This window comes from Brevibacillus sp. AG162, from assembly GCF_006715575.1.
GTDB classification, from domain to species: Bacteria; Bacillota; Bacilli; order Brevibacillales; family Brevibacillaceae; genus Brevibacillus; species Brevibacillus brevis.
In genome coordinates this window covers 863,226-875,817 of the sequence record NZ_VFNO01000002.1, presented here as the reverse complement: position 1 = coordinate 875,817, position 12,592 = coordinate 863,226, and the positions used below count along the sequence as shown (strand labels likewise).

Genomic DNA, 12,592 nt, shown 5'->3' with positions numbered 1-12,592 from the left:
GAATCGAGTTCTCCCTCCTGTAAAGTTTTGGTACTCTGCTATTCACTTTACAGGGATGGAGAATACGGAATAACGGGCAGCGGAATGAAATCGAATTAGGACCAGGGACGGATTTGTTCTCGTTCCTGAGGGAGAGCTTTACCATCAGGAAAAATTGAAGTAAACTGTATAAAAATGACAAAAAGGAATAAAAAATCAGGCTATTGTACACCTTCCTTCTGAGCTAAAGGTTTGGTTCACCATTAGGGGTACTGCTTTCCTGATTTTTTTCGTGATGCCAATGAAAAATCAAATCTACCTTCGCCGGAAAAATAAAATCATCGTACATCAGGGGCAGCATGAACTGCCTACCTCTTATTTAGCTGCGGCTTTGCGCAATATTGAGAGCTTAGGCTATACCTTTTCACTGGAATTGCTAGAAAGAATCCGGACGCTGTCGGAAGGAGAGTTTTTCGCGCTCTATTCGGATGTAATAGCTGTACTCAAGGTAAAGATCGGGTCATCCCGCCAGTACAAGCCGATGTATCCGAATTTTCCTAAGCAAGTCATGGAGGCTAGCGAGGGTGAGCTGTTTGTAAATGCGATCATTCATTATTTGACGTGGAACCTTCCTGTGCACGAAGTGAAAAAACGGTTGCCTCTGCTGAGAGAATCTCGCCTGAAGCTGATTCATTTGGGCACAGACGAAGAGCTGATTCAGATAGGAATGAACTTGCTGCGCTCCAATAGCTCGCTCTCTGCTACTGACAGGGAAGACTTGGAGGGCTTGATTCAGGCCTATGAAGGAATCGCAGAAGCTCTGCCAGCGGAGATTCCCCAAAAGGAAAACGTGGCGATTGCTGCGAGCCTGTTGCTGAAGTATGACAAGCTTCCTGCTGCTTTTTTTGCCCACTATTGCAAGACCGCGACAGATGTGTTGCGTCTGGCAGTGGCGCTGTCTGACGGGGATGTGAGCTTGGCAGAGCCTGCAAAATTTCGCAAGTTCAAACGCGGGGAGAGAAGGCTGCTCCTTAGCCTGCTGGAAGCCAGCTCGAATATCGTAGAAGACATGAATCGTTACAAAAACAGATGGATTCGTCTCGGGGAAATCTTGCATCCGTTTGAATATAAGGATCGCTATCCGAAAGCGGCAGAAGCATTCGATATTTTGCGCAACAATCACAAGGTCGAGACGTTCAATAGCCAAGTAGAGCAGGCGCTGGTCCGTGCGGATGTGAATACAGCGATCAAGCTGCTCGAACAGCGTCCAGGGGAATTTGCCCGACGTCTGGATCATTTATTGCGTTTGACGGAGCAGGGGAATCCAGTTCTTTCAGCCTTCGAGAAAATTGCGGGTGGTGTATCGACTCCAGTTCTTCTGCAAGTCATGAATCACTTCGACAAACGGGATAGCTACGGGGAATGGCGGACCTTTTTTCCGAAAGGGCAAGTGGCGAAAGTACAGGCAATCGAAAACCGAGTGCCAGGGCTTCCAGAGGACATCAGACAGAAGGCAGCGGATATTTGCCGGACATCGTTGTTGAACCGTTTTGCCCAATTGCCGGCGCTGGGCAACGTCTATATCGACCCGCGGCTGCAGGAGCATCTCGTTCCGTTTTCGATGCGATCTGCCAGCAAAGCACTGCGTACGATTGCACGCGGCTCCCGGCTAACGATCCCGGATGGAGGAACGATTCGCTTTTTCCTGTGGTGGAGAGAAGGGATTGTCAACGATGTCCCTACAGGCAGAGTCGATATCGATTTGTCTGCCGTGCTCTATAACGAAGACTGGAGATACATGGAGCATATATCCTATACCAATCTGCGTTCCGACAAGTATCAAGCGTGCCACAGCGGGGATATTGTGGAGGCGCCCAAAGGCGCGTGCGAATTCATCGACATCGACATGGAATCTGTCATCCGCTATGGCGGTCGATATGTCGTCATGAACCTGTATTCGTTTACGAGTCAGCCTTATTGCGATTTGCCTGAATGCTACGCAGGCTGGATGATTCGTTCGGCGCCACAGACAGGAGAAATTTTCGAGCCGCAGACGGTACAGGACAAGATTGATCTCGCCGCAAACACGCGGATTTGTATCCCGGTCATTCTGGATCTCGTGGAGAGAAAAGTGATTTGGACGGATATCGCCCTGAATTCCGATCCGCGTTTTGCCAACAATGTGGAGTCCAATGCCGGAGGGGTGGAGCTGATGGGAAGAGCGCTCACCTCGTTGGTGAAGCCTACCCTGCATGAGTTGTTCATGCTTCATGCACAGGCGAGAGGGACCCTGACTGATCAAGCTGAAGAGGCAGATACGGTATTTTCCTTGGAAGAGGGAATTACGCCGTTTGATACGGAGATCATCATGGCGGATTTTATGCAGTGATTGATTTATAAGGAATAAGCAAGACCGTCAGGCAGTATGCGCTGACGGTCTTTTTCTTGAATCTTATTTCTTACATCGACAAAACCCCGCCATAGATGGGCTCTTGCTGCGTTTTTTGTCCCCAGGTGCGCGTTCCGTATTCGAAATGCCACCATTCTTTCGGATAGTTGACGAATCCGGCATCGCTCATCAAATGATAGAGCAGTCGGCGATTGTCTCGAATCTCGATGTCTTTTTGTGTAGGCTGTACGAGTTCTTCATAATGGCGAGTCGAAGCCCTTTCACTGAAATCATCGAAGGCTGTCCCCATCTCCAGCCATCCATCAGGTCCTGCGATAGTCAGATCGACTGCGCCACCGGATAGGTGAGGGGACGGTTTGGAGAGGTCTGTTGTTGGATAAGCGACGAATTTGCTCAATTCTTCCGTGAGAGCGGGTCCTTCCTGCCAGCCTTGTAAAAGCAAGGCTTCACGAAAACGTTCATACAACGAGGCTTGTACTTCGAACGAGCGCCAGCCGTCCAACACGACGAGCTTGTAGCCAACAGGCAGTTGCGCGGCTGCCATGGCGAGCTTGCGTGCTGCCCCTTCTCGCAAAAAAGCTTCTGGCTGTGTTCCGGCATAGCCCTCGTGGTAGTAGGCTGGATAGACCGTGATTTGGGCAGAAAGGGAAGAGAGTGGGATCATCGGTTCGCCGCATTCCTTGATGGGGAGTGGGCTGGGCAGGACCATGTCTGTTATTTTTGGAATTGGCGGAAATAGCATGACTGCACACCACTTTCGAGTGTTTTGCCAATAGGGTAACGAAAAACGTCAAGTAAGTAAACGGTCATTATCTTAAATTTTCTGCCAATAGACACCTGCGACGAATCGGCAGCTTTTGCTTGAATCCTCGGTAGCTTTTGCTATTATTAAAGCAAGTGCTTGTCAACGAAACGAATGACATTTACATATGGAAGAGAAACAGGTCCTTGTTTTTGCGAAACCGATTCGCAGGAGCAAGGTTAAAAGGGAAGTTTGGTGAAAAGCCAACGCGGTCCCGCCACTGTAAGAGAGTAGCTGTTCTTCAAGGCATCATGCCATCCACTGCCCATCCGGGAGCGGGAAGGAGAAGAAGAGCGATGATCCTCGAGCCAGGAGACCTGCCTGTTTTTATGTTTACACTGATTTCCTTCGGGTCAAAGGAAGAGGTGAGGATTGTGGCTTTTCAGCTATCCGCGCTTTGTTTTTCCTTACGTTCTGGGGAAACAGAGCGCTTTTTTATTGGCTTCGGAAAGTATTTGGAGGAAACAGCGGAGTAAAATACATCACTTTTTGAGGTGGTCACGATGGAGAAAAACGATAAGAAGCGGGGCTTGACCCTCGTTTACACAGGAGACGGCAAAGGAAAAACGACGGCAGCCGTCGGGTTGGCTGTGCGGGCGACAGGGCGCGGGAAAAAGGTGCTGATGGTTCAATTCATCAAGTCGCCGGAGCGTACGTACGGAGAAAAGATTATTTTTGATAAATTGGGCATCGAAATTGTGCAAAAGGGTGTCGGCTTCACATGGACGAAGACACCGGAGGAGCATCGTCTGGCATTGAAAGAAGCTTGGGCGTTTGCGAGCGAAAAGCTCTCTTCCGGAGCGTACGATGTCGTCATTCTGGATGAGCTGAATAATGCATTGGCGATTGACCGCTTTCCGATTGACGATGTGCTGCCATTGACTGATGTGTTGAAAGCGATTCAAAACAGGCCAAGCCATATTCACCTCGTGATTACGGGACGGGCAGCAAAGCAGGAGATTTTGGACATCGCAGATTTGGTGACAGAGATGAAGCCAATCAAGCATTACTACGATGAAGGGATTCCAGCTGTGCTGGGGGTAGAGTTTTGACAAGCGCAGGTGTAATAGAGACGTACGGTCATGGTGGAGACTTGCTGACAGCAGCGCAACGCTTTGGTCGAGAGCCCGGGCAGTTTCTGGATTACAGTGCCAATATTAATCCGCTGGGAATGCCAGCAAGCGTCCGTGAGATGCTGCTGACTTCGCTCGCTGCTGTAGCGCATTACCCAGACCCTGGGCATCGTGTGTTTCGTCGTGTACTGGCGAAACGACTGCTAGTGCCGGAGGAATGGTTGTTGCCTGCCAATGGTGCAGCGGAGGCAATGGCACTGGCCATTCTCGGTCTTTCGCCGCAAACAGTTGGAGTGGTGTATCCTTGCTTTTCGGAATACGCGCAACTTTCCGAGCAGTATGGCGCTCGTGTCATTGGCTGCTTCGGGAAGGAAGCGAACGGGTACAAGCCCGATCCTGAAGAGCTGCACGCTCTTTTTACGCAGTCTGATCTCGTCTTTGTCGGGTCGCCAAACAATCCGACAGGAATCCTGTATCAACCGGATGAGCTGCGCCAAATGGCGGAATGGACGAAAGAGACCAATACGTGGCTCATTGTGGATGAGGCTTTTCTCGATTTTGTGGACGAAGAGCGGCAGTATACATTGGCGACGCAGCTGGAGCGCTCTCCCCGTGTGATTTTGATGCGTTCGATGACGAAAATGTACGCGATCCCGGGATTGCGCCTTGGTTATGCGATTGCGCACCCAGATGTCATTGCGAGGATGCGCAAGAAGCAAGTGAGCTGGAGCGTGAATGCACTGGCCCTTTTGGCTGGAGAGCTGTGCTTGCAGGAGCAGGCATACGAGGAACAGACGCGCAGGCTCATAAAAGCAGAACGTGCGTATTTGACCGATTGCATCAGCGGTGAGTTGGGATGGCGGGTATGGCCAGGGGAGGCAAACTTTTTGCTGCTGCGCTCGCCAGAAGGATTGCCAGCAGAACAATTGCAGGCACGGCTCGGCAAAAAAGGGGTTCTGATCCGCAACTGTGCTATGTATCCCGGTTTGACGGCACATGATGTGAGAATCGCCGTGCGTGGACGTGAGGAAAATGAACAACTTCTGGCAGCGCTCCGCGAGGTCCATGCGGAAGGAAGTGAACAGCGATGAGCTTGGTGCTGGTAACAGGCGGTGTCCGCTCAGGAAAAAGCCGCTACGCAGAAGAGCTTGCGATAACGTTGAGCAATCGAGTCCTGTACGTGGCGACAGGCAAGGCCTGGGATGATGAAATGAAGCAGAGAATCGAGCTGCATCAGGCACGTCGTCCGCTGGAATGGGGCTGTGTGGAGGTAGGAGAGCGATTAACCGATTACCACGCATTCAGTGAGCAGTATGATGTAGTGTTGATCGATTGTCTGTCTACCTGGGTGAGTAATCGGTTGATGAGCGTGGATGAGTCGGAATGGAGAAGTGCATCACACACGCAAGCCCTTTTCCAGGAAGCAGAGGCATGGCTGTCCCTCGTGCAGAATTCCCCGCAAAAAGTCATTGCCGTCACAAGCGAGGTCGGATTGGGCGGTGTAGCCTTGAGTCGTTTAGGCAGATGGTTCGCGGATGTGCTGGGCGATGTCAATCAGAGAAGTGCGCGACAGGCGGACGCCGTCTACGCGGTTTTGTCAGGGATACCGTGGAGGATCAAAGGATGAATGCATTTTTACACGCGATCTCGTTTTTTACGCGTATTCCGGTTCCATGGCTTCGTCCTTCAGAGGAGGCGTGGAGAAAAAGCGTCAACTGGTATCCCGCAGTTGGTTTGGTCATCGGTTTATTGCTATGGGGTGTGCATCAGGCAGGACTGGTGTTGTTTAGTCCATGGATCGCCGCTATTTTGACGCTGGTCGCATGGGTCTACGTGACCGGTGGTCTTCATATGGATGGGTGGATGGACCTCGCGGACGGTCTTGGCAGCAGCAGACCGAGAGAGCAAATCCTTGCGATTATGAAGGACAGCCGTGTAGGTGCGATGGGCGTTCTTGCTGCGATTATGCTGTTGCTGATCAAGGCGGGTGCAGTCGCAGAGCTCGCACAACCGGGATGGAGCAGCTTTTTGATCGTAGCACCAGTGGCAGCACGGACACATGTGCTTTTGTCGATCAAGCTCTGGCCGTATCTTACGGCGGACAAAGGGATCGGAAAAGGCATCAGTGCTGGACTTTCCGTTTCCTCTATCATCGTGAGCTACATCATCGTGTTTGCCGCAGGATGGTATTTTGGGGGCTTGCAGGTCATGACAGCTATTTTCCTGTCACTGTTGTTCGCTCTGTTGTTTTCACGCTCGGTTGCAAAAAAACTGGGCGGCTTAAATGGAGACTGCTACGGGGCTGTTATCGAAAGCAGTGAAGCGGTCGTTCTGCTGGTGTTGGTCGGGAGCTGGTGGCTATGAAGCTAGTTTGGATACGTCACGGGGAGACAGACAGCAATCGTGAGCATCGATATTTGGGGCATAGCGACGTTCCATTAAATGAACATGGGTATCTGCATGCGAGTGAGTTGGCAAAGGAATTACCTGTACTCATCGGGCAACCTGCTGCAATCTACGCAAGCGATCTGCTCAGATGCATCCAGACGGCCGAACCGCTCGCAGCTGCTTGGGGGCGATCGGTTATTCCGGAGCCAGCCTTGCGAGAGCTGTCTTTTGGTGATTGGGAGCTGATGACCTACGATGAGCTGATGCAGACGGACCTTGTGCGAGCAACGAGGTGGTACGATGATCCTTTTCGAAATCGACCGCCACAAGGGGAGAGTCTGGAAGAGCTGGGAATGCGCGTGGATCGTTGGCTACATTCCTTGTTGGAGAGAGCAGGCGAGGAGGAGGCATCCGATACAATCGTCATCGTCACACATGGCGGCGTGATCCGCTGGTTCCAGGCTGCGTGGCTCGAAAACAATCCTGACCGATATTGGCAGGTCGATGGCATTAAGCATGGGGAGGCTCTAGTAGCGGAATGCTTGGATGCGGAAGGGCAGAGTTGGATGCGACAACCCCTGAAGAGTAAGAGAGGGACAACATGACAGAAGTATGGATATTATGCGCGGCCTACTTGATTGATCGGGTGGTGGGAGACCCCCGGAGCCTGCCGCATCCAGTGATCATCATGGGCTGGTGGATTACACGATTGGAGCAGGTCATACGTTCTCTCGTCAAAGAGGAGTCTCATTTGAAGCTGGCAGGAGTCCTGTTCCCGCTCGTGATCGTTTGCGGCAGCTACGCTGTTGTTTGGCTGCTTTTGTGGGGAGTGACGTTCATCCATCCGGTGCTTGCCTGGATCTTGGGTGCCTGGTTGATTTCCACGACGATTGCGACAAAAGGCTTGGCTGATGCCGGGATGGAGATTGCCCGTCATCTCGTTGCTGGAGATATGGAAGCGGCAAGACGCTCCTTGTCCATGGTAGTCGGACGCGATACAGAGCGGTTAGATGAACCGGAAGTATGTCGGGGAGCAGTAGAAACAGTGGCGGAAAACATCGTAGATGCGATCGTCTCTCCACTGATTTACGCAGCGATTGGGGGAGCGCCATTGGCAATGGCGTACAGGGCCGCCAACACCCTCGATTCCATGGTTGGCTATAAAAACGAGCAGTATAGGAATCTCGGCTGGGCATCTGCCCGCTTTGACGATGTACTGAATTACATACCGGCCCGTTTGACAGCTTTGTTGCTCGTTGGCGCAAGCTGGCTGCAGCGATTGGATTGGAAGCAGTGCTGGGCAATGATCAGAAGAGATGCGCATTTGCATCCGAGTCCAAACAGCGGTTTGCCGGAAGCCGGAGTCGCTGGCGCATTAGGCGTGCAGCTCGGGGGACTGAATTATTACCAAGGTGTTGCGTCGAATCGGGCGAAAATGGGAGATGCGAAGCGACCATTGCAGGCAAGTGATATTGTCGCGACGATTCGTTTGATGTATCTCGTTTCGCTCTTATGTTTGCTCGTTAGCGTGATGATATCGATTTTATTATAAACAGGTAAGCGAAAAGGGGAGGGGCCTTATGAGCGGCAAGTTGTTTGTGATCGGGTTTGGTCCAGGAAGTTTTGAGCACATCACCAAGCGGGCGCGGGAAGCCCTGCAGGAGTCCGATGTCATTATCGGCTATTCCACTTACGTAGATTTGATCCGCGGACTTTTGACGAATCAGCAAATCGTCAGCACAGGGATGACGGAAGAAGTGACGCGTGCACGGGAAGCCGTTCGTCAAGCGGAAGAGGAAGGCAAAAAGGTAGCGGTCATTTCCAGTGGAGACTCAGGGGTTTACGGGATGGCAGGTCTCGTATATGAGGTGTTGGTGGAAAAAGGCTGGACAGAAGCCACCGGCGTGCCCATCGAAATCGTACCGGGCATCTCGGCGATCAATTCCTGTGGGGCAATCCTCGGTGCGCCTATCATGCACGACGCATGCACGATCAGTCTGAGCGACCACTTGACGCCGTGGGAACTGATTGCCAAACGGATTGACGCAGCAGGGATGGCTGACTTTGTTATCGCGTTGTACAACCCGCGCAGCGGAAGACGTACTCGCCAGATCGTCGAAGCGCAACGCATCCTGTTGCAGTACCGCTCACCAGATACGCCGGTCGGTATCGTGAAAAGTGCTTATCGCGAACGCGAAACGGTTGTCGTGACGACCTTGGCGCAAATGCTGGAGCATGATATCGGCATGTTGACCACCGTGATTATCGGAAATACATCGACGTTTGTATACGACGGCAAAATGATTACACCGCGCGGCTACCAGCGCAAATACACGCTGTCTGCCGATGAGCAGCCACTGAAGCCGCATCAGCGTCTGCGTGTAGAAAACGAGCCTTGGTCGCTGGAGGCATCCGAGGAAAGCAGCCTTGCGTCAGCTCCGGCAACACCAGCAACACCGAAAGCAGAAAGACCAATCGCCGTTACCGAGGACAAAGAAACTGCTGCAGAACCAGTAAATCGTGCAGCAACAACCACGGTAGTATTGGAAGCGCCGCCTGTAACAGAAGACGCGGCACCAAAAGCTCCTTTCGCATGGGCCATGGAGGCGTTGACGGCTATCAATGCGGCGAAAGGCATTGAGACCAAGCCAGCTGCAGGGCAGGTCCATCGTCCAGTATCTACCTTTACACCAGAGATGATTTTCGAATGCGCGGTAAGTCCGGGTGTTGCCAACAAAAAAATCACCCCGCAGCAAATGATGGCGATTGCCGAAGTTGCTGGCGAAAAAGGCGAGATCGAATACACCCCACACCACCAAATGATTTTGCGCGTGCCAACTGCCAACCCTGAGAGCATTACTAGCCGCTTGCGAGAACTTGGATTGATTCTCAGCCCGATCGGAGACGTTTTGCAGGTAAAAGCGTGTGATTTCTGCGACGGCGAGAAAAAAGACAGCATTCCTTATGCTGACGAGCTGCACCAAAAGCTGGGTGGAAAAGAAATGCCGAAGGAGCTGAAGATCGGCTTCAACGGCTGCGGGATGGCTTGCTATGGCGCGGTTCAAGAGGATATCGGGATCGTATTCCGCAAAGGAAAATTCGATTTATTCCTGGGAGCAAAAACGGTGGGACGCAATGCACACTCCGGCATTCCGGTAGCAGAAGGCATCGAAAAAGAAGAGATTGTTCCACTCGTGGAGCGAATCGTGAACCGATTCAAAAAAGACGCGTTTCCAAACGAGCGGTTCCACAAATTTTTCCAACGAGTAGGTGAGCTGGAGGGCTTCGCATGGTACGAGCCAGCAAAAGCTGAAATTGAGAACGCTGCATGCGGAGATTAATGCAAGAACACCAAATATAAACGAGGGGGACATAAAATGGACGCAGTATTATTTGTAGGTCATGGAAGCAAGGACCCGGAAGGCAATGAAGAGATTCGCCAGTTTGTAGCGACGCTTACACCGGACTTGGATGTACCGATTATCGAGACGTGCTTTCTGGAGTTCGCTCGTCCTGACATGCTGCAAGGCTTGAATACGTGCGTGGCACGGGGTGCAACCCGCGTGGCGGTGATTCCAATCATCCTGTTCTCTGCCGGACATGCCAAAATTCATATTCCAGCTGCCATCGACGAGGCGAAGGAGCTGCACCCACACGTTCAGTTCATCTACGGACGCCCGATCGGCATTCACGACGAAGTCATCAATATCCTGACCGCACGCATGGAAGAGGCAGGCTTTGCCTCCGGGGAAGACCATGATGACCTGGCTGTACTCGTAATCGGACGCGGCAGCAGCGATGCAGATGCCAATAGCGATATTTACAAAATGTCCCGACTGTTCTGGGAGCGCTACAAAGCCAAGTGGGTAGAGACTGCCTTTATGGGTGTGACGTATCCATTGTACGACGAGGGCGTTGAGCGTTGTCTGAAGCTTGGGGCGAAGCGCATTATTCTCTTGCCGTACTTCCTGTTCACGGGTGTGTTGATCAAACGGATGAGCGACCAGCTGGAGAAGTTCCGTGAGCAATATCCGGAAGCCCAGTTCGAAATGGCCGAGTATTTTGGCTTCCATCCGTTGTTGAAAGAAGTGCTTAAGGATCGTGTCGTAGAAGCGTTGCACGGTGAAGTGAAGCTGAACTGTGATACCTGTCAGTACAGACTGGCAGCGATGGAGCACATCGACCATCACCATCACCACCACGATGACGAGCATGGACATCATCACCACCATGGTCACCACCATCATCATCACGACCATGACCACGACCATGACCACGACCATCATCACGACCATAGTCACGACCATGACCACGATCATGACCACAAGCATGATCACAAGCACGACCACGTTACCAAGTAGGAGGGAGACAGCATGATTCTGGTACTGGCTGGAACAAGCGACGCGCGCGAGTTGGCTTTGCAAATCAAGGACAAGGGCTACGAACTGTTGACGACGGTCGTCACTGACAATGCTGCGAAAAGTATGGAGGAGGCGGGCGTGCCTGTCCAGGTCGGACGCCTGACCGCCGAAGATATTCAGCAGCTGATCCAAGAGAGAGCCGTACAATGCGTGGTCGACGCGAGTCATCCCTTCGCAGAGGAAGCCTCCAAAAACGCCATGGCAGGAGCACAGGGCGCAGGAGTCCCCTACATTCGCTACGAGCGGGAGAGCCTCTCCTCACCGGGCAGCGAGAAGCTGATTGTGGTAGAAGACTACGTCCAGGCGGCTGAGCTGGCGGCAGAAAAGCGTGGTGTCATCATGTTGACGACAGGCAGCAAGACGCTGAAAACGTTCACGGATCGGCTGTTGGGCTTGCCAGACACGACGGTAGTAGCACGCATGCTGCCGCGTCTTGACAATATGCAGAAATGCGAAGAGCTCGGTGTCGAGCAAAAAAACATCGTCGCGATGCAAGGTCCTTTTTCCAAGGAGCTGAACAAAGCACTCTACGATCATTATGGTGTCACGCTGATGATTACCAAGGAGAGCGGCAAGGTAGGTGCTTTTGACGAAAAGGTGGAAGCGGCACTGGAAATGGGCATCGAAACAATCGTCATTGGTCGTCCGAAGATCGATTATGGAACGAAGTTTTCCGACTTTACCAGTGTTTTAGAACAACTCAAAGAGGTTGTTCAATAAGTCGTCTTTTGATCACGAAGTGGTTCGTGAAGCATATTCGACATCGAATATGGCGTTCACCGTCAAAGTCCGGTTCTCGCCATCTTCTCGGTGCTGAAAAGCCGACTTTTTGAACGCGCATTTAAATTGTGACTGGAGGAAACTAACCATGGATTTCAAAACAGAATTTAAACCGATGACCGTACAACCGCAAGAGATTGAGGATTTGAGCTTTCAAATCATTACAGATGAGCTGGGCGAGCATTCTTTTACAGAAGAACAATATCCGGTAGTACAACGCGTCATCCACGCATCCGCAGACTTTGACCTTGGACGCAGCCTTGTTTTCCACCCGGACGCAGTAAAATCGGGAATCGAAGCAATCCGCAGCGGCAAAATCGTCGTAGCAGATGTACAGATGGTGCAAGTCGGCATCAGCAAAAACCGCATTGAAAAATTCGGCGGACAAGTGAAGGTGTATATCTCTGACCGTGATGTGATGGAAGAGGCGAAGCGTCTGAATACGACCCGTGCGATCATTTCCATGCGCAAAGCGATCAAGGAAGCGGATGGCGGAATCTTTTGCATCGGAAACGCACCTACGGCACTCCTGGAGCTGATCCGCATGGTGAAGGAAGGCGAAGCAAAGCCAGGTCTGGTGATCGGGATGCCAGTTGGCTTCGTATCTGCGGCTGAATCCAAGGAAGAGCTGGCGAAGCTCGATATCCCATTCATCACGAACATGGGACGCAAAGGCGGAAGCCCAGTAACGGTAGCAGCATTGAATGCCATTTCGATCATGGCGGAACGGTTGGGCTAA

General features: G+C 51.9%; 13 protein-coding genes and 1 riboswitch. Of the genes, 12 read left to right on the top strand and 1 reads right to left on the bottom strand.

Features of this window, described 5'->3' with window-relative positions:
• The first annotated feature begins 280 nt into the window (after positions 1-280).
• Entirely contained in the window at positions 281-2,368 is a 2,088-nt protein-coding gene (locus tag FB479_RS08970; RefSeq protein WP_142064326.1) for a TerD family protein, read from the top strand.
• 70 nt (positions 2,369-2,438) lie between these two features.
• Here the strand turns inward: FB479_RS08970 and FB479_RS08965 are convergent, their stop codons facing one another.
• Positions 2,439-3,131 carry a M15 family metallopeptidase gene (locus FB479_RS08965; protein WP_106655688.1) on the bottom strand — a complete coding sequence of 231 codons (693 nt, stop codon included), beginning with the start codon at positions 3,129-3,131 and terminating at the stop codon, positions 2,439-2,441.
• Positions 3,132-3,314: 183 nt separating this feature from the next.
• Positions 3,315-3,530: riboswitch (cobalamin riboswitch) on the top strand.
• On the opposite strand from FB479_RS08965, the gene FB479_RS30445 reads away from it, so the two are divergent.
• The 11 genes from FB479_RS30445 to FB479_RS08915 all read left to right on the top strand — a co-directional run bounded on the left by FB479_RS30445 (position 3,488) and on the right by FB479_RS08915 (position 12,592).
• On the top strand, positions 3,488-3,667 hold the full coding sequence (locus FB479_RS30445) for a hypothetical protein (RefSeq protein WP_185746344.1): 180 nt from the start codon (positions 3,488-3,490) through the stop codon (positions 3,665-3,667). (Overlaps the previous riboswitch by 43 nt.)
• A gap of 27 nt (positions 3,668-3,694) precedes the next feature.
• Positions 3,695-4,243, top strand: a complete 549-nt coding sequence (gene cobO, locus FB479_RS08960) for a cob(I)yrinic acid a,c-diamide adenosyltransferase (RefSeq protein WP_106655687.1) — start codon at positions 3,695-3,697, stop codon at positions 4,241-4,243.
• Entirely contained in the window at positions 4,240-5,355 is a 1,116-nt protein-coding gene (gene cobD / locus FB479_RS08955; RefSeq protein WP_142064323.1) for a threonine-phosphate decarboxylase CobD, read from the top strand. The genes cobO and cobD overlap by 4 nt, the downstream gene beginning before the upstream one ends.
• On the top strand, positions 5,352-5,891 hold the full coding sequence (cobU, locus tag FB479_RS08950; protein ID WP_106655685.1) for a bifunctional adenosylcobinamide kinase/adenosylcobinamide-phosphate guanylyltransferase: 540 nt from the start codon (positions 5,352-5,354) through the stop codon (positions 5,889-5,891). The genes cobD and cobU overlap by 4 nt, the downstream gene beginning before the upstream one ends.
• Positions 5,888-6,628 carry an adenosylcobinamide-GDP ribazoletransferase gene (gene cobS, locus FB479_RS08945; RefSeq protein WP_142064320.1) on the top strand — a complete coding sequence of 247 codons (741 nt, stop codon included), beginning with the start codon at positions 5,888-5,890 and terminating at the stop codon, positions 6,626-6,628. Before cobU ends, cobS begins: the two co-directional genes overlap by 4 nt.
• Complete coding sequence (locus FB479_RS08940; RefSeq protein WP_142064317.1) at positions 6,625-7,257, top strand: histidine phosphatase family protein; 633 nt, start codon at positions 6,625-6,627, stop codon at positions 7,255-7,257. Before cobS ends, FB479_RS08940 begins: the two co-directional genes overlap by 4 nt.
• Complete coding sequence (cbiB, locus tag FB479_RS08935; RefSeq protein ID WP_142064314.1) at positions 7,254-8,204, top strand: adenosylcobinamide-phosphate synthase CbiB; 951 nt, start codon at positions 7,254-7,256, stop codon at positions 8,202-8,204. Before FB479_RS08940 ends, cbiB begins: the two co-directional genes overlap by 4 nt.
• A gap of 28 nt (positions 8,205-8,232) precedes the next feature.
• A complete protein-coding gene (cobJ, locus tag FB479_RS08930) occupies positions 8,233-9,993 on the top strand; it encodes a precorrin-3B C(17)-methyltransferase (protein ID WP_142064311.1) in 1,761 nt (586 codons plus the stop codon).
• Between the two features lie 36 nt (positions 9,994-10,029).
• Positions 10,030-11,013: a sirohydrochlorin chelatase gene (locus FB479_RS08925; RefSeq protein WP_142064308.1), complete on the top strand. Its 984-nt coding sequence runs from the start codon at positions 10,030-10,032 to the stop codon at positions 11,011-11,013.
• Between the two features lie 12 nt (positions 11,014-11,025).
• Positions 11,026-11,793 (top strand): precorrin-6A reductase, encoded by a 768-nt coding sequence (gene cobK, locus FB479_RS08920; RefSeq protein WP_106655679.1) that lies wholly within the window; start codon positions 11,026-11,028, stop codon positions 11,791-11,793.
• A gap of 148 nt (positions 11,794-11,941) precedes the next feature.
• The gene (locus FB479_RS08915) at positions 11,942-12,592 is read left to right on the top strand and encodes a precorrin-8X methylmutase (protein ID WP_106655678.1); all 651 of its coding nucleotides are present in this window, start codon (positions 11,942-11,944) and stop codon (positions 12,590-12,592) included.